Annotated in this window: 16 protein-coding genes; 10 read left to right on the top strand and 6 right to left on the bottom strand. The window is 74.0% G+C overall.

Features of this window, described 5'->3' with window-relative positions; genetic code table 11:
- Positions 1-20: 20 nt before the first annotated feature.
- Together hrpA and Q6349_RS03775 are read right to left on the bottom strand one after the other, a co-directional pair.
- Entirely contained in the window at positions 21-4,637 is a 4,617-nt protein-coding gene (hrpA, locus tag Q6349_RS03780) for an ATP-dependent RNA helicase HrpA (protein WP_370375596.1), read from the bottom strand.
- A gap of 36 nt (positions 4,638-4,673) precedes the next feature.
- The gene (locus Q6349_RS03775; RefSeq protein WP_304602924.1) at positions 4,674-5,147 is read right to left on the bottom strand and encodes a hypothetical protein; all 474 of its coding nucleotides are present in this window, start codon (positions 5,145-5,147) and stop codon (positions 4,674-4,676) included.
- A 208-nt stretch (positions 5,148-5,355) separates the two neighbouring features.
- Between Q6349_RS03775 and Q6349_RS03770 the strand changes: the two genes are divergently transcribed.
- Complete coding sequence (locus tag Q6349_RS03770; protein ID WP_304602923.1) at positions 5,356-6,204, top strand: siderophore-interacting protein; 849 nt, start codon at positions 5,356-5,358, stop codon at positions 6,202-6,204.
- A gap of 19 nt (positions 6,205-6,223) precedes the next feature.
- On the opposite strand, the gene Q6349_RS03765 is transcribed toward Q6349_RS03770, so the two are convergent.
- Positions 6,224-6,502, bottom strand: a complete 279-nt coding sequence (locus Q6349_RS03765; RefSeq protein WP_171246754.1) for a YrhK family protein — start codon at positions 6,500-6,502, stop codon at positions 6,224-6,226.
- Positions 6,503-6,560: 58 nt separating this feature from the next.
- Here Q6349_RS03765 and Q6349_RS03760 point away from each other — a divergent pair, with 58 nt between their 5' ends.
- Positions 6,561-7,808, top strand: a complete 1,248-nt coding sequence (locus tag Q6349_RS03760; RefSeq protein WP_304602922.1) for an amidohydrolase — start codon at positions 6,561-6,563, stop codon at positions 7,806-7,808.
- Between the two features lie 23 nt (positions 7,809-7,831).
- Here Q6349_RS03760 and Q6349_RS03755 read toward each other — a convergent pair whose 3' ends face one another.
- From Q6349_RS03755 to Q6349_RS03745, 3 genes are all read right to left on the bottom strand, one after another.
- Positions 7,832-8,317, bottom strand: coding sequence for a hypothetical protein (locus Q6349_RS03755; protein ID WP_304602921.1), 486 nt, complete (start codon positions 8,315-8,317; stop codon positions 7,832-7,834).
- 116 nt (positions 8,318-8,433) lie between these two features.
- A complete protein-coding gene (locus tag Q6349_RS03750) occupies positions 8,434-10,008 on the bottom strand; it encodes an urea amidolyase family protein (RefSeq protein WP_304602920.1) in 1,575 nt (524 codons plus the stop codon).
- Positions 10,005-10,793: a LamB/YcsF family protein gene (locus tag Q6349_RS03745; RefSeq protein ID WP_171246758.1), complete on the bottom strand. Its 789-nt coding sequence runs from the start codon at positions 10,791-10,793 to the stop codon at positions 10,005-10,007. The genes Q6349_RS03750 and Q6349_RS03745 overlap by 4 nt, the downstream gene beginning before the upstream one ends.
- Positions 10,794-10,974: 181 nt before the next feature.
- Here Q6349_RS03745 and Q6349_RS03740 point away from each other — a divergent pair, with 181 nt between their 5' ends.
- The 8 genes from Q6349_RS03740 (at position 10,975) to Q6349_RS03705 (ending at position 18,920) form a co-directional block, all read left to right on the top strand.
- A complete protein-coding gene (locus Q6349_RS03740; protein WP_304602919.1) occupies positions 10,975-13,275 on the top strand; it encodes a M15 family metallopeptidase in 2,301 nt (766 codons plus the stop codon).
- Entirely contained in the window at positions 13,272-13,610 is a 339-nt protein-coding gene (locus Q6349_RS03735) for a DUF2087 domain-containing protein (RefSeq protein ID WP_304602918.1), read from the top strand. The genes Q6349_RS03740 and Q6349_RS03735 overlap by 4 nt, the downstream gene beginning before the upstream one ends.
- Entirely contained in the window at positions 13,607-14,101 is a 495-nt protein-coding gene (locus Q6349_RS03730; protein WP_304602917.1) for an aminoacyl-tRNA deacylase, read from the top strand. The genes Q6349_RS03735 and Q6349_RS03730 overlap by 4 nt, the downstream gene beginning before the upstream one ends.
- A 133-nt stretch (positions 14,102-14,234) precedes the next feature.
- A complete protein-coding gene (locus Q6349_RS03725) occupies positions 14,235-14,606 on the top strand; it encodes an STAS domain-containing protein (protein ID WP_171246762.1) in 372 nt (123 codons plus the stop codon).
- A gap of 54 nt (positions 14,607-14,660) precedes the next feature.
- A complete protein-coding gene (locus tag Q6349_RS03720; protein WP_304602916.1) occupies positions 14,661-15,794 on the top strand; it encodes a DNA glycosylase AlkZ-like family protein in 1,134 nt (377 codons plus the stop codon).
- Between the two features lie 23 nt (positions 15,795-15,817).
- Entirely contained in the window at positions 15,818-17,071 is a 1,254-nt protein-coding gene (locus tag Q6349_RS03715; RefSeq protein WP_304602915.1) for a D-arabinono-1,4-lactone oxidase, read from the top strand.
- A 110-nt stretch (positions 17,072-17,181) separates the two neighbouring features.
- Positions 17,182-18,756, top strand: a complete 1,575-nt coding sequence (locus Q6349_RS03710; RefSeq protein WP_304602914.1) for a sodium-dependent transporter — start codon at positions 17,182-17,184, stop codon at positions 18,754-18,756.
- Positions 18,753-18,920 (top strand): methionine/alanine import family NSS transporter small subunit, encoded by a 168-nt coding sequence (locus Q6349_RS03705; protein WP_171246766.1) that lies wholly within the window; start codon positions 18,753-18,755, stop codon positions 18,918-18,920. Before Q6349_RS03710 ends, Q6349_RS03705 begins: the two co-directional genes overlap by 4 nt.
- Positions 18,921-19,124: the final 204 nt, after the last annotated feature.

The raw sequence follows: 19,124 nt of genomic DNA, 5'->3' as shown, positions 1-19,124 counted from the left end.
ACCCTGATCACGAGGTCCGCCTACCAGCCTCCGGGGGTGAGCACCTTGCGGATCCGCTTCTCGCTGACCGACCCGTCGGTGCCGAGCTGCTGGGCGAACAGCGAGACCCGCAGCTCCTCCAGCAGCCACCGGACCTCGGCCAGCTCGGCGGCGCGGGCCGGGTCGGCGGCCCCGGCGGCGTAGGCCTCGCGCGCCTTCTCGTACACGCCGGTGACGTCCTGGACGCGCCACGCCAGCTCGGCGTCGCGGTGGGGGTTCGCCTCGGCCTTCTCCAGCCGGTACGAGGCAGCGCGCAGGTAGCGCACGAGATGCGGCACGCGGCGCGGCGGGGTCGCGGAGACGAAACCGTCGTGGACCAGGCCCGCGACGTGCTCCCGGATGCCCTGGAGGGTGTTGAGCAGCGCGAGGGACGAGGACGCCTTGACCTCGCTCTCGACCGTCCGCCAGGCGGTGAGGGCGGCGACGACGTGGCCCACGACCCGGTGCACCTCGTCCTCCAGGTGCCGGCGCACGAACGCGAGGGCCTTCGCGTACGAGTCCGCATCACGAATCTGTACAGCAACGGGTCCGCCGGTCGGCGTCCCGGGAGCTTTGTCCTCGTCCGCGCTGGTCAGCGCGATGACGGCGGCGAGCTGCAGGTCGTCGACCAGGGCGTCGGTGTTCCGGTACGGGGCGGCCGCCAGCGTCAGCGACTGCTTCGCGGACCACCGCGAGGTGATGCGCCCGGTCGGCAGCGCCGTCTCGGACAGCAGCAGCCGGCGCACCCCGCGGGCGTGCGCTTCGTCCTGCTCCGCGGCGGCGGCCAGCACCCGCAGCGCCACCGACGGGGGCGAGCCCTTCGCCCCCGGCTCCTCGACCAGCGCGGGGTACCCCTGCACGACGACGCCCCCGCCGAGATCCGTGGACACCGTCCGGGGCAGCTCACCACCCGGCAGCTCCGGCCACGTGGTCAGCCCCGCCTGCTCCGCCACGACGGACCCAGCACCGGAAGCCCCGGCGCTGGTACCGCCGTCGGACCGCCCGGACCCGGACGAACCTGCGGAGCCGGGGGTCGGGGTGTCGGATGCGCCGCCGTCCAGCCGTAGCGGAGGGCTCCCCGGGGCCCGTGAGCGAGGCGGCGCGTCCGACGCCTCGACCCCGGGCGCTCCTGAGCGACCTGAGGTGGCCCGCGCCGCCTCCTCGAGCGCCACGCCGACCGCGCCCTTCACGGCCGACCGCACCGCGGCCTCCGCCTGCGGCGCGAGCTTCTTCTGCAGCGAGAGCAGGTCCTTGGACTCGTCGAGCACGACGGGACCGCTCGACCGCGCGGCGCCCCGTCCGCGCTGCTTCTTCCCGCCGGACCTCCGCCGTCGTCCGCCCCCGGCCGGCCCGCCGTCGCGTGCGCGGCCGTCGCCGTCCGGACCGGTGGTGTCCGCCGGGCCCTCGACGCGGAAGGTCATCCGCAGGTGCGCGGGCAGCCGCTCGACCCGCTCGGCGTCCCAGACGTCGTCCGGGATCACCACGTCGCGCAGCGCCCGCACGGCCCGGGAGAACTCGACGTGGAACGGCGAGGCCATGTCGCCCGCTCGGGTCATGTCCTCCCAGGTGGGGGTGTTCTCCCGCAGCCAGCCGGCGACGGCGGCGCCGACGTCGGGTGCCGGCACGAGCTCGCGGCGCACGGCCTTGGGCAGCGACCGGATGGTGGCCGTGCACAACTCGTCGAGCAGCCCGGGCACCATCCAGTCGAACCCGTCGGGGGAGACCCGGTTGAGGATCGACAGCGGGATGTGGACCGTGACGCCGTCGGCGTCGGTCCCGGGCTGGAACTGGTAGGTCAGCGGCAGGGTGACCTCGCCCTGGGTCCACGTCTCCGGGAACTCGGAGGTGTCCACCGCCTCGGCGTCGACGAGCTGGTCGAGCGTGAAGGTCAGCAGGTCCGGGTCGTCGCGGCGGGCCTTCTTCCACCAGGAGTCGAAGTGCCGGGCGCTGACCACGGACTCGGGGACCCGTTCGTCGTAGAACGCGTACAGGTCGTCCTCGGAGGCGACCAGCCCGCGCCGACGCGACCGCGCCTCGAGCTCCTCGGCCTCGGCGAGCAGCCGACGGTTCTCGGCGAAGAAGGCGTGGTGCGTGGTCCACTGCCCCTCGACCAGAGCGTGCCGGATGAACATCTCCCGTGCCGCCTCGGGATCGACCTTGCCGTACAGGATCTTGCGGTCCGCGACGATCGGGACGCCGTAGAGCAGCACCTTCTCCACGGCCATGGCGGCACCCTGCTTGGTCGACCAGTGCGGGTCGGAGTAGGTGCGTCTGGCCAGGTCGCCGGCGAGCTCCTCGGCCCACTCGGGCTGGATGCGCGCGACGTCGCGGGCCCACAGCCGGGACGTCTCGACGAGCTCGCCGGCCATGATCCACGCCGGCGGCTTCTTGCTCAGGGGGGAACCGGGGAAGATCGCGAACCGGGCGCCACGTCCGCCGAGGTACTCGTTCCGGGCCCGCTTGGCGGCCTGGCGCAACGCCCGCGCCCGGGCCTCCCCGCGCAGGTGCGCCACGGAGGACGCCTTGATCTCGCCGGTGTCCTGCATGCCGATCTGGGACAGCAGCCCGGACAGCAGCGCCCGGTGGATGGTGTCGCCGTCCCAGGGCCGCTTCCAGCTCTCCGCGTCCGGCGCCGCGCCGTCGGTCTCGGAGGGGCCGGTGGTGGCCGGGCGGTAGCGCATGTCGACGTCGAGCTGTTTCGCCATCTGCCGCAGCTGGGCGACGACGTCCTGCCACTCGCGCACCCGCAGGAAGTTGACGTACTCGCTCTTGCACAGCCGGCGGAAGGCCGAGGAGCCCATCTGGTGCTGCTGCTCGCGCAGGTACTCCCACAGGTTCAGATAGGTGAGGAAGTCCGACGTCGGGTCGGTGAACCGGGCGTGCGACTGGTCGGCCTGCTCGCGGGAGTCGGCGGGACGCTCCCGCGGGTCCTGGATCGACAGCGCCGCGGCGATGATGGCGACCTCGCGGGCGACGCCGAGCCGTGACCCCTCGAGGACCATCCGGGCGAGCCGCGGGTCCATGGGCAGCCGGGCCAGCCGGCGTCCGACGTCGGTGAGCCGGGTCTCCCCGTCGCGCAGGGTGAGGGCGCCGAGCTCGGCCAGCAGGTTCACGCCGTCGCGGACGGCGCGCGTGTCCGGGGGCTCGACGAACGGGAACCGTGCGACGTCGTCGGGGGAGCCGACCACGCCCACCGAGATCATCTGCAGCAGGACCGAGGCGAGCGAGGTGCGCAGGATCTCAGGCTCGGTGAACTCCGGGCGGTTCTCGAAGTCCTCCGGCGAGTACAGGCGGATCGCGATGCCGTCGGCCACGCGCCCGGACCGCCCGGAGCGCTGGTTCGCGGAGGCCTGGCTGATCGGCTCGATCGGGAGGCGCTGGACCTTGGTGGCCTTGGAGTACCGCGAGATGCGGGCGGTGCCCGGGTCGACGACGTAGTGGATGCCCGGCACCGTCAGCGACGTCTCGGCGACGTTCGTGGACAGCACGATGCGCCGGCCCGGGTGGGACTGGAACACACGGTGCTGCTCGGCGGACGACAGGCGCGAGTACAGCGGCAGGATCTCGACGTGGTCGGGGCGCTTCGGGTCGCGGACGCGTTCCTTCAGGTGCCCCTCGAGGGCGTCGGCGGCGTCGTGGATCTCGCGCTCGCCGGAGAGGAACACGAGGATGTCGCCGGACCCCTCGCGCATCAGCTCGTCGCAGGCCTCGACGATGCCGGTGACGAGGTCCTTCTCGTCACCGCCGGCCGCCTTCTTCTTCCCGGTGCCCTGCTCGGCGTCGGGCACCAGCGGGCGGTAGCGGATCTCGACCGGGTAGGTGCGGCCGGAGACCTCGACGACGGGGGCGGCGTCGGGCAGCGCCTCGACGACGGCGGGCGGTGCGCCACCGACCTCGGCCAGGTGGGCCGGGGAGAAGTGCGCGGCGAACCGCTCGGAGTCGATGGTCGCGGAGGTGATGACGAGCTTCAGGTCCGGGCGCCGGGGCAGCAGCCGGGACAGGTAGCCGAGCAGGAAGTCGATGTTGAGCGACCGCTCGTGCGCCTCGTCGATGACGATCGTGTCGTAGGCGAGCAGCTCCGGGTCCCGCTGGATCTGCGCCAGCAGGATGCCGTCCGTCATCACCTTGACCAGCGTCTCGTCGGACGAGGTGTCCGTGAACCGCACCTGGTAGCCGACGACACCGCCGAGCTCGACGTCGAGCTCCTCGGCCACCCGCTCGGCGACGGACCGCGCGGCGATGCGTCGGGGCTGCGTGTGCCCGATCTGCCCGGCCCGCCCGCGGCCCAGCTCGAGCAGGATCTTGGGCAGCTGGGTCGTCTTGCCGGACCCGGTCTCGCCGGCGACGACCACCACCTGGTGGTCGCGGATCGCCGCGGCGATGTCCTCGCGTCGGGCCGAGACGGGGAGCTGCTCCGGGTAGGTGATTTCCGGGACGACGACGGCGTCCCGGATCTCCGCGGCACGGTCGAGCTCGGCACGGCTCACACGGGTCGGTCCCGCGGTCCCGGCGCCGGGACCGCGCCCCTTCCCGCGGCCGCGGCGCCGCCGTCGGCTACCGCCCGTCGGGCGGCCAGGGTCGCCGACGGGCTGCGGGGCGGGGGAGGGCTCGGTGCTCACGACCTCTCATTGTCGCAAGAGACGCAAGCTGATTGATCAGACGCCGGACAGGACGCCCGACGACACGGTCATCTCGGTGCCCATCGTCCCGAACACGGCGATGAAGAACACGAGGTACCCGATCACCAGGAGCACGCCGATCGACGTGAAGATGATCGACAACCACAGCCCCCACTTGCCCAGGACGTTGTCGTAGCCGACCTTCTTCGAGTCCGACAGCGCCAGCGCGGACACGACGATGCCCGCCGGGGCGAACACGAACGCGAGCACGAAGCCGACGATCCCCATGACCTTGCCCGGGGGGTCCGGTGCGTACGGCGGCGGGTAGCCCGCCGGGGGATAGCCGGGCTGCGGCTGCCCGGGCTGCGGGTTCTCCGGCGGGGGCGTGCCGTAGGGGCCGGGCGGCTGCTGCCCGTAGCCGGGCGGCTGCTGCCCGTACCCGGGCGGCGGGTTCGCGCCGGACGGCGGGGTCGGCTCGTCCGGCTGAGGCGGCTGGTACGGATCGCTCACCCCTCCAGTGTCACCGACCTCGCGGTTCGTCGCTCGACGTCCGCCGCCCCGGCGGACCGGGCGCCGGCTGATCCCGCAGACACCGGTCAGCACGTCGGACGACGAGGTCATCCGGGGCCCGTGGGCGGGTGGAAGGGCTGCTGCGAAAGAGCGGGCGGCGGTGCGCCGTACGGGTCGGGCTGGGCGTCGGGCGTGATGGAATCGGAAGATGTCGTCCCGACCCCGCTCCTCGTTCGACCTCGTCCCGCGACGGGTCCGCGTGCACGCCGTGCACGAGCTGACCGGGTCCATGGTGCGCACGACCCTGCGCGACGTGGACGGCGCCGACCCGGCCGCGCCGTCGTCCCTCGCCGCTCTGCGCGCCCCCGGCCCGGACGACCACGTCAAGGTCTTCCTGCCGGACCCGGCCACCGGCGAGCTGCACGCCCCCACGCTCGCCCCCGACGGCGGCCTGCAGCGGCCCACCGCGGGCGTCTCGGTGTCCCGCGACCTCACCGTCCGCGACGCGCGGACGCGGGACGGCGCGGCCGAGGTCGACCTGGACTGGGTGCTGCACGGCAACGCGGGTCAGGCGTCGGCCTGGGCCGCCCGGGCCGAGGCCGGCGACGAGCTGGTGCTCGCCGGACCGCACGTCAGCCACGGGGTGCCGGACGGCGTCGACCGACTCACGCTGGCCGTCGACGAGACCGGCCTGCCCGCCGCCGCCCGCTGGGTCGCGGCCGTCGGACCGGACGTGCGGGTGACCGCGATCGTCGAGATCGGCGACGACGTCGACGAGGAGTTCGTGGAGTCGGAGCTCGGCGGTGCCGACGTCGAGATCCTCTACCGCACCGACGGCCCGGGCCAGCTCGCCGAGGCGGTCCGTGCCCTGGGTCCCCTGGACGACGGGGAGTACGTCGTCGGGCTGGGTGAGGCCGGGGACCTGGTGCCCGTGCGCCGTCACCTGCGCCGGGAGCTCGGCCTGGGCGCGGATCGCATGTCGATCGCCGGCTACTGGCGTCGCGGCACGGTCAACCACGACCACGAGCAGCCGCTGGATCCCGTCGACCCCGACTGAGCAGCGGGCGGCGACACGCTCAGAAGTCGCGCGCGGTCTCCGCGTGCGGGGAGCCCAGTCGCTGCAGGTGCAGGCGTCGCCGGAGGCGGATCCCCGGGCGCAGGAGCATCTGGATGCTGCCCAGCAGGAACAGCCAGGTGCCGGCGGTGGCCGTGGACTCGGAGAAGAACAGGGCCGAGCCGACGACGAACCACAGGCCGATCAGGACGTCGTTGGCGATGCTGGCGGTCTCGTAGCGCTGCCGGACGACGAGCTCCTCGTGACCGATGCGCAGGGTGATGTCGCGATCCTCGGGCATCTCGCCATGGTGGCACCCGGGAGCGGCGGCGGCACCCGTGGCGCGGCATCATGCCGCCATGAGCACCCTCACCGGCGCCGACCTGACGGCGATCTGCACCGACCTGCACGCCCATCCCGAGCTGGCGTTCGCCGAGCACCGCACCGCCGGGATCGTGGCCGACCGCCTGGGCGACCGGGGGTACGCCGTGCACCGGGGGATCGGCGGCACCGGCGTGGTGGGCGTGCTGGCCAACGGCGACGGGCCGACGGTGCTGCTGCGCGCCGACATGGACGGGCTGCCGGTGACGGAGCGCACCGGCCTGCCGTACGCCTCGCAGGAGACCGGCACCATGCACGCCTGCGGTCATGACGTGCACGTCACCTGTCTGCTGGGTGCCGCCGCCGCCCTGGCCGCACGTCGCGGGGAGTGGTCGGGGACGCTGCAGGTGCTGTTCCAGCCCGCCGAGGAGGTCGGCGCCGGGGCGCGGGCCATGGTCGAGGACGGGCTGTACGAGCGGGTGGGGACCCCCGACGTGGTGCTCGGGCAGCACGTGATGCCGTTCCCGGTCGGGACGGTCAACCTCACGCCGGGACCCGCGATGGCCGCGGCCGACTCCCTGCGCGTGACCCTGCACGGACGCGGCGGTCACGGCTCCAGCCCCGAGTCGACGGTCGACCCCGTGCTCCTGGCGGCCGCGGTCGTCCAGCGGCTGCAGGGCGTCGTGTCCCGCGAGGTCGGCATCGCGGAGAAGGCCGTCGTGACCGTGGGGTCGATCCGGGCCGGGACGCAGGCCAACATCATCCCCGACCGGGCCGAGCTGCTGGTCAACGTCCGCACCTTCGACGAGGGCGTGCGCGAGCGGGTGCTCGCGGCCGTGCACCGGATCGTCGACGCCGAGGCCGTCGCCTCGGGGGCGCCGCGACCGCCCGAGTACGAGCAGATCGCCGGGTTCGGGGTGCTGGTCAACGAACCCGAGGCCTCGCACCGCACCGGCGCGGCGCTGGGGGACGTCCTGACGGCGCACGGCGACGCGATCCGCCGGGCCGGCGGGGCTCCCGCCGTGGTCGCCATGCCGCCCATCGCGGGCTCGGAGGACGTCGGGGAGCTGGCGGCGGCCGCCGGGGCCCCGCTCGTCTACTGGCACGTGGGCGGGGCGGATCCGGCGCTCTTCGCCGGTGTCGACCCGGCGTCGCTCGCCGGGATGGGCAGCCTGCCCGCGGGCGTCGCACCGAACCACTCGCCGGAGTTCGCGCCGGTCCTCGACCCGACGCTCGACCTCGGGGTCGCCCTGCTGGTCGGTGCCGCGACCGCCTGGCTCGACTGAGGGCCCTGCCGGACCGGGTCGGGTCAGCCGGCGGCGTCCTCGGTCTCGCCGCGCAGCTCGTCGAGCTGGGTCTGGAGCTGGGCGAGCAGGTCGGCGACCTGCTCGGACCCGGCGGAGCGGGCCTCCTCCGTCGCGTTCGCGACCTCCGCCGAGGCCGCCTCGAGCGCGACCTGCGCGTCCTGCAGCGCCACGACCGCCCCGTCCTCGGACTCCGCGGCCTGGTCGAGGGCGGTGCGGGCCTCGTCCGTGGCGGCCTGAGCCGACGCCACGGCGTCGGTGATGGACGTCTGCACCTCGTCGGGGACGTCGGGAACCTGCTCCTCGAGCTCGCGCAGGTCGCCCTCGATGGCCTCGGCCTGGCTCTGCGCGTCGTCGATGAACTGCTGGACGTCCGCCGGGGCGGAACACGCGCCGAGCATCATCGCCAGGGCGAGCAGGCTGGCGGCGGCGATCCGGGTGGCCCCGCGCTGCTTCGCGCGGGCCGGCGGCATGGTCAGCGTTGACGTCATGGCCCGATTCTGCCTGGTCAGCGCCCTGGGTGCCGGGGGGACGTCGGGGCGACTCGTGGAGATGTTGCGCACAGTGGGCGGTGACGCGGCGTCGTCGACGGATGCCCGGTCGGCGGTCAGGTCCGGACCGGCCGGCACCGGATCCGCGCACCGGGCGGGATCTGGCCGAGCAGCCACCGGTGCGAGGCCGCGACGGTGGCCACGACCGGGTATCCGCCGGTCAACGGGTGGTCGGGTCCGAGCAGCACGGGCAGGCCGTCGGGCGGTACCTGCAGCGCACCGGTCACCGCACCCTCGCTGGGCAGCTCGGCACCCTGTGCCGTCGCGGTCCGGGTGAGCGGCTGCTCCGCGGTCAGACGCAGGCCGACGCGGTCCGACCGGGCCGTCACCTCCCACTCCTGGGAGGCGAGCAGATCGAGCGCGTCGGGGGTGAACCAGTCGTCCCGGGGGCCGAGGACCACGGGCAGCGTCACGACGTCGCCGGGGGCGGGCAGCCTCTCGGGGTCCGGGGCGCCGGTGTCCGCGGTCGCCACGGCCTCGACGGCGTCCCCGGCGGTACCGAGGACGTCCCCGGCGGCGAGCGGGTCCGGTCCCAGGCCGGCGAGCAGGTCGGTGGCACGCGACCCCAGGACCGGGGCGACGTCGAGGCCGCCGCGGACGGCCACGTAGGTGCGCAGCCCCCGGCGCGGCGCGCCGACGGAGAGCTCCTCGCCGGGGGCCAGGACGAACGGCCGGCCGGGGAGCGGAGCCCGGGAGAGCCCGGTCCCGCCGGTCACCTCGAGGTCGGCGGCCGCGCCCGCCGTGGCGACGACGGCGGGGCGCAGGGCGCGCAGCCTCAGGCCGCCGAGCGTCTCCAGCGCGGCGGCGTCCGTCCGGTTGCCGACGGCCCGCTGCGCCGCCCGGAAGCTGCGGGGGTCGGCCGCACCGGAGCCGGAGACCCCGAGGTCCACGCTCCCCGGGCGGCCGAGGTCCTGCACGAGCGTCTGCAGCCCGGGAGCCAGCACCTCCAGCACCGGGTCGGCGGGAGCGCCCGGCGGGGTCGACGGCCGCGGGACGCGGACGGTGGCCACCTCCCGTGCCGGGGCGAAGCGCACGGTGTCCCCGGGCCGCCACAGGGCGGGTGCCCGGCGTGCGGTGTCCCAGACGACGGCGTCGGTCCGCCCGAGCAGCTGCCATCCTCCGGGGCTCTCGCGCGGGTAGACCCCGCTGTAGTCGCCGGCCATGGCCACCGCACCGGGCGGGACCCGCGTGCGGGGCGTGTCCCGGCGCGGCAGGGACAGGGCGGGGTCGTCGCCCGCCAGGTAGCCGAAGCCGGGGGCGAACCCCATGAACGCGACCCGCCACGTGGCGGTCGTGTGCCGGCGGACGAGCTGCTCGACGGACCATCCGAGCAGCTCCGCCGCGGTCGCCAGGTCCTCGCCGTCGTACACCACGGCGAGCTCGTGCCGGTGCGCCTCCTCCGGGTCGGGCGGCGGGTCCGCGGTGAGCGTCCGCAGCGCCCGGGCGAGCGTCGCGGCGTCGGTGCGGCCCGGCGCGAAGGGGATCAGCAGCGTCCGCGCGCCCGGCACGGTGTGCCCGACGCCGGGCAGCGGCCGGCGTCGCAGCGACCGGTGCAGGGCGACGGCCGATCCCGGGGCGTCGAACGTGATCAGGACGGCGTCGTCGCCCACCGGCCGGATCTGCGGCGTCATGACGTCACGAACGGACGCAGGCTCACCCCGGCCCCGGTGAGCACCTCCCGCAGCCGGGCCGCCATCCTCGCGGCGCCCGGGGTGTCGCCGTGCACGCAGATGGAGTCGGCGACGATCGTCACGTCCGTGCCCTCGATCGACCGGACGACACCTTCGTGGACCAGGCGCAGCATCCGGGCGGCGACCTCCTCCGGGTCGTGCAGGACGGCTCCCTCCACGCTGCGCGGCACGAGCCGGCCGGTGGCGGTGTAGGCGCGGTCGGCGAACGCCTCGGCGGCCGTCACGAGACCCGCCGCACGGGCCGCGTCGAGGGCGACGCTGCCGGGCAGGCCCAGCAGGACGAGCTCGGGGTCGACGGTGACGACCGCGGCGGCGACGTCCTCGGCGACCCGCGCGTCGACGGCCGCCGTGTTGTAGAGGGCCCCGTGCGGCTTGACGTAGCGGACCGTGGTGCCCGCGCTGCGGGCGATCTCGCGGATCGCCCCCAGCTGGTAGACGAGGTCGGCCCGGAGCTCGTCGCTGGGCACCTCCAGGTCCCGGCGCCCGAACCCCTCGCGGTCGTTGTAGGCGACGTGCGCCCCGACGGTCACGCCCCGACGGACCGCCGCGTGGACCGTGCGGTGGATGGTCGCCGGGTCGCCCGCGTGGAACGCGCAGGCGATGTTGGCGCTCGAGACGATCTCGAGCATGCGGGCGTCCCCGGCGTGCTCCGAGGTGCTCACGCCCTCGCCCAGGTCGCTGTTCAGGTCGATGCGTCGCGGGGTGTCCGCGTCCGACGTCCTCATGACGCCAGTGTGCCCCGTCCCGGGCCGGGAAAACTTCGCCCGCTCGTCGGTGCCGGAGGGGTGGCGGGCAGCGAATGCGTGGCACACAGTAGGTGGTGGAATGTGACAGGGGCCACGTATCCTCGAGGTGTTGTGCGAAGATGCGTCCAGCCAGGACAAACGGGGTCGAGAAGGGTACGACGTGGCGGACGAGCTCGATTCGACGGAGATCGACAGCGAGGACGTGGCGCGCCCTCTGACGTCCGACGATGCTCATCTCGCCGCGGGCGGTCGCCGTCGCGGACGTCGCCTCGGGCGGGTCGTCGGGGCAGGGGCCGGGGCGGTCGTGCTGGCCGCGGGCTTCATGGCCGGGTCGGTCGCGAGCACGCCCTGGAACGAGTTCCGCCAGCACCCGACGTTCTCCGCACCCGTCCAGAGCGAGCCGCTCGAGCTCGGCGTGGTGGGCGCCGCCTCGCGGTCGGGCCCGGCGTCGATCGACGAGGTCCTGGGTGTCATCGAGCAGGCCGAGCTGACCGCGCTGGAGGACGGACGCGAGCTCGGACCGGAGGTCCAGCAGGCTGCCGCCGAGCTGGGCGCGCTCCTGACGACCTATGTCGCGCAGCAGCAGGCGGAGGCCGTCCCGGGTCTGGACGACGCGGAGCTGCCGGAGGTCGTCGAGCCGGCGCCCGCGGACATCCCGCCGGCCGGTCCGCCCGTGTCCTCGCCCGACGACCTCGTCGCCCCCGAGGAGCTGACCGGGGGGTCCCTCCGTCCGCCTGCCGAGGCGTCCCCGGAGCCGGCCCCGTCGCCGTCCTTCTCCCCGGCCCCGTCGGAGGCCCCGCAGGACGAGAAGGACGCTCCGGAGCAGCAGCAGCAGAAGAGCGCGCCGGAGCAGGACGGCGTGGTCGAGGAGGCCGCCGCCCCGCAGGACGCGGCTCCCGCCCCCGGCGCGGCCCCGACCGCCGAGGTGGACGACGTCGAACCGCTGCCCCAGGACGTCGGCGCCTTCCCGGGACTCGGTCTGCAGCTGCCCACCTGGGAGAGCCTCGTGGAGGGTGAGTCCACGTTCCAGGTCCGCCACGTGTGGCAGGGCGACGCTCTCACGGCCGGCGTGCAGGGCTCGGTCGGCGCGGCTGCCCAGGGCCTCGCGCTCGGGGCCGCCGGCCAGATCGAGACGCACGACGAGGACGCGCACGACCACGGCGCGGTGACCTTCGACGACATCGTCGTGGCGGCGACGCACCTGGCCGCGCTGCTGGACCCGGCCTCCGCGTCCTTCGTCGTCGACATCCGTCCCGCGGTGACCGAGCTGCCCGACGGCACCTTCGTCTCCGACGACGGGGTGGCGGTGACGGCGAACGGTATGCCGCTCACCGGTGCCGGGTCGCTGTCCGCGACGCTCCAGGCGGTCGTCGACCAGCACGCCGGGTCGACCGCGGGCTTCAGCAACGGACGCATCCCGGCCTCCGTGCTCTGCGGGATCGCCTCCGCTCCCGGTCACCTCCTGCGGTGCGACGCCGCCGCCCAGTTCGCCGCCCTCAACGCGGAGTACCGGGCCCGGTTCGGCGTCGACATCCCGATCACCGACTCCTACCGGTCGTACGAGTCGCAGGTCGCGGTCCGGGCCGCCAAGCCGCACCTGGCCGCGGTGCCGGGTACGTCGAACCACGGGTGGGGCCTCGCGCTCGACCTCAGCTCGCCGATCTCGACCGGCTACTCCGCGGAGTACGTCTGGATGCGCGTGCACGCCCCCGACTACGGCTGGGACAACCCGACCTGGGCGCGCCCGAACGGCAGCAAGCCCGAGCCCTGGCACTTCGAGTTCTTCGCTGCCGGTCCGGTTCCCGACCGCGCGGCGTCGAGCCACGACGTGGCCACCGCCGGGGGTGCCGGCTGGTCGTCGAAGGGCTCAGGGTCCACGGCCTCGGGGTCCGGTACCCACAGCACCGGGACGAAGGGCTCGGGATCGAGCACCAAGGACACCTCGGGCGGCGGTTCCAAGAGCACCACGAAGAAGTCCGACGCGAAGAGCGGCTCGACGTCCGAGCCGTCGTCGAGCCCGAAGCCGTCGAGCAGCCCGAAGCCGTCGGCCAGCCCGAGCCCGAAGCCGTCCTCGAGCCCCAAGCCGTCGGCCAGCCCGAGCCCGAAGCCGTCCTCGAGCCCCAAGCCGTCGACCAGCCCGAGCCCGTCGTCGAGCCCGACGCCGACCACGAGCCCGTCGCCGTCGACCAGCCCGACCCCGTCCTCGAGCCCGACGCCGACCTCCGGGACGGACAGCTCGGGCACCGACTCGAGCAGCGGATCGACGTCCTCGACCACCAACTCCTCGACGTCGGAGCAGAGCGCCCCCGAGCCGACCGGCGACGACAGCGAGTACGCCCAGCGCGAGGAGGAGGTCGCGGGTTCCCGCACCGACGGGACCGGTGACGAGCTCGACGCCACCTCGGCGGACGACGGCACGGACGACGGGACCTCGGCGGACGGGTCCGACACGACCCCGTGAACCGGACGTCCTCGAGCGACGACCCGCGGCGGTTCCTCGTGAACGGTCGCCTGGAGCGCAATCCCCGCCGGTGGCGCGACAAGGTCGCCGTGACGGGCTACCTCGCGACCGTCGCGATGCCACGCCTGCTCGAGCCGGTCTCCGAGCGCGAGCTGACCGACCGGCTCGGTGAGCTGGCCCGCGACCCGGTCGCCCTGCGCCGGGCGATGGTCGACCAGGGATTGGTGAGCCGCACCCGGGACGGAGCGGAGTACTGGCGCACGGTGCGGACCGAGCACGATCCCGAGCCCGACGCCGTCGAGATCGCCGACCGCGCACTGGGCGAGTCCCCGTGAACGACGTCGAGCCCGAACCGGAGCGCCGGGTCCGTGCGGCGCTGGAGGCGTCCGGCCTCGAGTACGTCGTCCGGCGGCACGGGCGCGTGGGCTCCCTCGCCGAGGCGGCGGCCGCCCGGGGCGTGTCGCCGGACCATCTGCTCAAGACGATGGTGGTGCGCCGCGGGGTCGACGACTACCTCTTCGTGCTGGTCCCGGGGACCCGGACGATCGCCTGGCCCCGGCTGCGGGCGCTGCTCGGCGTCAACCGTCTCTCCATGCCGGACGCCGAGGTCGCGCGGGAGGTCACGGGGTTCGAGCGCGGCACCATCACGCCGTTCGGTGCGCGGCACGCGTGGCCCGTGGTTGCCGATGCGAGGATCCCTGCAGCGGGTACCGTATCCGTCGGGGCCGGTGGCCACGGTGTCGGGGTGACGCTCGACGCCGACGCCTTGCTCAGAGCGCTGAACGCCCAGGTGGCGGACGTCACCGACCCCGAGGCGTCTCCCTGAGCAATCCCCGGCTCCTTCGTGCCGTGTCCCGCTGGACGAACCGGTCGGAGGGGTGAACACTCGATCGTGGTCAGGACCGAAGGGGGCATCCGACCGCGAAGCCCGCCGTTGGCATGACAGGAGCACGAGCCCGATGGACTACGACAGCGCGACGGACATGGACCCGGACGCAGGGTCCGGCATCTCCTGCCAGCACGACGAGGGCGGCACGCTGCTGATGTTGTGGGGCGAGGTGGACGCGGCCCTGCGCGAGTCGGCGAGCGATGCGATGGCGTCGGTCGCCGCCCGGCCGGGAGCGGAGCCGATCGTCCTCGACACCCGTGACGTGACGTTCATCGACTCCTCGGGAGTCGCCTTCATCCTGCAGGTCTACATGTTCGGCGAGGAGGTCGGCGCCCCGGTCCAGCTGCGGTCGCCGTCCGAGGCCGTCACCGAGGTGCTGGAGATGGTCGGCATGGACGGGCGGATCCCGGTGATCGCCGAGGAGCGGGCCACGAGCGCCTGACCGGACACGACCCCGGCGGGCGTGTCCGGCCGTGGGGAGGGGCAGGGTGTTCCCATGAGCGTCGACGCCGCCACCGTCCGGGCGGCCCGGCTGCGGTCCCAGCGGCTGCGCGGACCCGACCTGCCCGACCTGCCGGCCGCCGTCGGACACCTGCTGGCCGTGCAGGGGCAGGAGGTGCGGCCCACGCTCTGGGGGCTCACGCGCCGCCTCGCCACGTCCGCCCGCGGGAACGAGGCCACCGCGCTCGCCGCGCTCGACGACGGGCAGATCCTGCGCACCCACGTCCTGCGACCCACGTGGCACCTCGTGCTGCCCGTCGACGTCCGCTGGCTGCTCGAGCTCACCGCCCCCCGCGTCGCCCGGACGATGGCGTCCACCGAGAGGTCCTGGGGGCTCGACGACCCCGGTCCCGGTGTCGCCGCCGTCGCGGCCGAGGTCGCCACCGGGCCGCGCACCCGCGACGAGCTCGCGACGGCCCTCGTCGAGCGGGGCGTCCTCGGTGCCGACGCGCCGGGCGTCGCCGTGTCCCACATCCTCATGCACGCCGAGCTGCGGAAGGTGCTGATCAGCGGTCCGGCGGAGCACGGCCGGTCGACCTACGTGGCCTTCGACGACCGTGTCCCGGCCGGCTACGGGTCTCTGGGACACCGTTTCGACCGCGAGTCCGCCGTCCTGGAGCTGTGGCGTCGCTGGCTGCCTGCCCGCGCCTACGCCACGGTCCAGGACCTGTCGCAGTGGTCCGGGCTGACCCGCACGGTGCTACGTGCCGGGCTGGCCGTGCTGCGGGACCTGGGCGAGGTCGTGGAGGTCCCGGGCGAGGAGGATCTCGACGGGCTGACCCTGGTCACGACCCCGGCCGTGCACGAGTCCGTCGTGTCCGGCGCTCCCGCGGCGCCGTCCGGCGGGCGTGTCGCCGACCTGCTGTGCGCCTACGACGAGCTGCTGAGCTCCTACGGCGAGACCCGCCGCGTCCTCGCGGACCCCCGCGCGCCCGAGCCGGGGCGACGGAACGCCTTCGTCCACACCGTGCTGATCGACGGGCGGCGCTCGGCGCGGTGGCGCTGGCCGGGCGGACCGCCCCGACCGGGCGGGCCGGAGCTGCAGTGGCAGCGGGCTCCCGAGGCGCCCGACCGAGCCGCCGTGGCGCGTGTCACCGTCGACCTCGAGGCCTTCCTGCGCGCGGTCTGACCAGCCGTGGCACGCTGGGCCGCATGCGGAACTGGGCCGGGAACATCGACTACGCCGCACGGGATCTCGTGCGCCCGACCTCCCTGGAGGAGCTCGCCGACCGGCTTGTCGTCGGCGGCCCGGTCCGCGCGCTGGGATCACGCCACTCCTTCAACGACCTCGCGGACACCACGGGCACCCACGTCCAGGTCGACCGCCTCGACGACGGCCGCCCGGCCGTCGACCTGGACCCGGGGACCGGTGTCGTGTCGGTCAACGCGGGGATGCGGTACGGGGAGGTGTCGCAGGTGCTCTACGCCCACGGACGGGCGCTGACCCAGCTCGCGTCGCTGCCGCACCTCTCCGTCGCCGGGGCGGTCGCGACCGCCACCCACGGCTCGGGCGACACCAACCGGTCCCTCGCGGGCGCCGTCGTCGCGCTCGAGCTCATGACCACGGCCGGCGAGCTGCGCCGGATCACGCGGGAGACCGACCCGGAGGTGTTCGCCGGGACCGTGGTGTCGTTGGGGGTGCTCGGCATCGTCACCCGGATCGAGCTAACCACCGTGCCCGCGTTCCAGGTGCGGCAGGACGTCGCGCTGGACCTCCCGTGGGACGCCGTGCTCGACCGGTTCGACGACGTCACGGGTTCGGCGTACTCCGTCAGCCTCTTCACGCGGTGGGACGAGCCGACGATCCGCACGGCCTGGTTCAAGTCGGTGGTGTCCGAGGGGCGGGGTCACCGTCCCGACGCCCTGCCCGACCTGCACTGGGCCGAGCACGACGTGCACCCGGTGCCCGGGGTGGACCCGGGTGCCTGCACCGCGCAGCACGGTGTCCCCGGCCCCTCCCACGAGCGCCTGAGCCACTTCCGGCTCGACCACACCCCGTCCGTGGGGGAGGAGCTGCAGAGCGAGTACCTGCTGCCCCGGAAGCACGCGGTGAAGGCCGTGGAGGCGATGCGGGGCCTGGGCAGCGTGGTGGCGCCCCTGCTCATGACCGGTGAGGTCCGCACCGTGGCCGCCGACGACCTGTGGCTGAGCCCCTTCGCCGAGGACTCGATCGGGCTGCACTTCACCTGGCTCCCCCGGGCGCCCGAGGTCGCCAGGGTGCTGCCCCTGATCGAGGAGACCCTCGCCCCGTTCGGTGCGCGGCCGCACTGGGGCAAGGTGTTCACCGCCGACCCCGTGGCGGTGCGCGCCGCCTACCCCCGGTTCGACGAGTTCCGGGTGCTGGCCGACCGGCTGGACCCGGAGGGCCGCCTGCGGGGCGGGTACGTCGCCCGACTGCTCGGCTGACCGGCGGCTTCGTCCCGGTGCTCGACATGCCGGTCGAGGGAATGTGCCCGATGATCACCAGGAGAGACCGGTTTGACGACGCGGCGACCAGCGCGGAAGGTGTGTGACCCGTGAGTGCTGACAACCAGACCGCCCCGCGGGAGCAGTTCACCGGACAGGTAGGTTTCATCCTGTCGGCGATCGGCTCCGCCGTGGGGCTCGGCAACATCTGGCGGTTCCCCGGCGTGGCGTACGAGAACGGTGGTGGCGCGTTCCTCGTGCCCTACCTCATCGCGCTGCTGACGGCGGGCATCCCGATCCTGTTCCTCGACTACGCGATCGGTCACCGGTTCCGCGGCGGCGCCCCGCAGGCGTTCCGGCGGATCAAGGGCTGGCTCGAGTCGCTCGGCTGGTTCCAGGTGATGATCTGCATCGTCATCGCGGTCTACTACGCGGCGGTGGTCGCCTGGGCGGCCAGCTTCTTCGTCTACTCCTTCGGTCTCGACTGGGGTGACGACCCGCAGGCCTTCTTCTTCGGGGAGCACCTCCAGCTCGCCGACGTCGGCGGTGCCGACCCGTGGCTCACCTTCGACTTCGTGGCCGCCGTCCTGATCCCGCTCGTGCTGGTGTGGGTCGTGGTCATCGCGGTGCTGGCCGCCGGTGTCGTCAAGGGTGTCCAGCGGGCGAACATCGTCTTCATCCCGCTGCTGCTGGTGGCCTTCGGCGCCCTGGTGGTCCGCGCGCTGACCCTCGACGGGGCCGCGGAAGGGCTGAACGCGCTCTTCACCCCGCAGTGGGACGCGCTGGGCGACCCGGACGTGTGGATCGCCGCCTACGGTCAGATCTTCTTCTCGCTGTCCGTGGCGTTCGGCATCATGATCACCTACGCCTCGTACCGGCGTCGTCGGTCCAACATGACCGGCCCCGGCCTGGTGGTCGCGTTCTCCAACTCCGGCTTCGAGATGCTGGCCGGGCTCGGCGTCTTCTCCGCCCTCGGGTTCCTGGCCCTGGAGCAGGGCGTCGGCGTCGGTGAGCTCGGCATCGCGGGCGTCGGGCTCGCGTTCGTCACGTTCCCGGCGATCGTCTCCGAGATGCCGGCCGGTGCCCTGTTCGGCGCGCTCTTCTTCGGCTCGCTGGTGATGGCCGGGTTCACGTCGCTGGTCTCGATCCTGCAGGTCGTCTCCGCGGCGCTGCAGGAGAAGTTCGCCCTGTCGCGCACGGCGGCGGTGCTGTGGCTCGGTGGCGTGCTGGGTACGGTCTCGGTGGTCGGCTTCAGCACCACGACGGGCCTGATCCTGCTCGACACCGTCGACTACTGGGTCAACAACATGGGCATCGTCGCCTCGGCGATCCTCATGTGCGTCTTCGTGGTGTGGGTCTACCGCCGGGCCCCCGAGCTGCGCTACCACCTCAACGCCGTCTCGACGACGCAGCTCGGCGCGTGGTGGTACGCCTGCGTCGGCGCCATCATCCCGGTGATGCTCGCGATCATGCTCGTGCAGACGATCCTGATCCGGATCGACGAGCCCTACGGGGACTACGATGAGACGTATCTGCTCTATGCAGGGTGGGGCACCGTGGCGTTGCTGGTCGTCGGTGCGATCGTCTTCTGGGCGTTCCGCTGGCGCGGGCCGGACCTGCCCCGGGCCTGGCCGCCGTACCCGCCGGTCGAGGACCCCGCCGTGCGGAAGGAGGCCTCGCGATGAGCACCACCGCGATCATCATGATGGTCGTCGCCCTGCTGGTGGTCTGGGGCGGACTGACCCTCGCCATCATGGCGCTGCGCTCCAAGCCGGAGCGGACCGACTTCCCGCCCGGTGGTGTCGACGACCACCGCGAGGACATGGGGATCATCGAGCACGACACGTAGGTCTCTCTCGCTCCTGACGAGGTCCGGGTCCTTCCGTGGCGCCGTCGCGCTCACGGGCGCTGCGCGCCCTGCGCTTCCCGTCTGACGACGGCGCCACGGAAGGACCCGGACCTTTGTCGTGCCCCGTGCCGGCTCGCTCCTCGGGCGCGACCCGGCCCGGCGCCCGGGGGGGGGGGTGGGGGAGCGGTGGCGTGACGGACGTCA

Source organism: Isoptericola sp. 178, from assembly GCF_030586525.1.
GTDB classification, from domain to species: domain Bacteria; phylum Actinomycetota; class Actinomycetes; order Actinomycetales; family Cellulomonadaceae; genus Isoptericola; species Isoptericola sediminis.
This window is presented reverse-complemented; position numbering and strand designations above follow the sequence as displayed.

What these genes read in the sequence shown, in the direction of transcription:
- Q6349_RS03770 (WP_304602923.1), top strand. Translation starts at nt 5,356, where the DNA reads ATGTCGTCCCGACCCCGCTCCTCGTTCGACCTCGTCCCGCGACGGGTC.
- Q6349_RS03765 (WP_171246754.1), bottom strand. Translation starts at nt 6,502, where the DNA reads ATGCCCGAGGATCGCGACATCACCCTGCGCATCGGTCACGAGGAGCTC.
- Q6349_RS03760 (WP_304602922.1), top strand. Translation starts at nt 6,561, where the DNA reads ATGAGCACCCTCACCGGCGCCGACCTGACGGCGATCTGCACCGACCTG.
- Q6349_RS03755 (WP_304602921.1), bottom strand. Translation starts at nt 8,317, where the DNA reads ATGACGTCAACGCTGACCATGCCGCCGGCCCGCGCGAAGCAGCGCGGG.
- Q6349_RS03750 (WP_304602920.1), bottom strand. Translation starts at nt 10,008, where the DNA reads ATGACGCCGCAGATCCGGCCGGTGGGCGACGACGCCGTCCTGATCACG.
- Q6349_RS03745 (WP_171246758.1), bottom strand. Translation starts at nt 10,793, where the DNA reads ATGAGGACGTCGGACGCGGACACCCCGCGACGCATCGACCTGAACAGC.
- Q6349_RS03725 (WP_171246762.1), top strand. Translation starts at nt 14,235, where the DNA reads ATGGACTACGACAGCGCGACGGACATGGACCCGGACGCAGGGTCCGGC.
- Q6349_RS03720 (WP_304602916.1), top strand. Translation starts at nt 14,661, where the DNA reads ATGAGCGTCGACGCCGCCACCGTCCGGGCGGCCCGGCTGCGGTCCCAG.
- Q6349_RS03715 (WP_304602915.1), top strand. Translation starts at nt 15,818, where the DNA reads ATGCGGAACTGGGCCGGGAACATCGACTACGCCGCACGGGATCTCGTG.
- Q6349_RS03705 (WP_171246766.1), top strand. Translation starts at nt 18,753, where the DNA reads ATGAGCACCACCGCGATCATCATGATGGTCGTCGCCCTGCTGGTGGTC.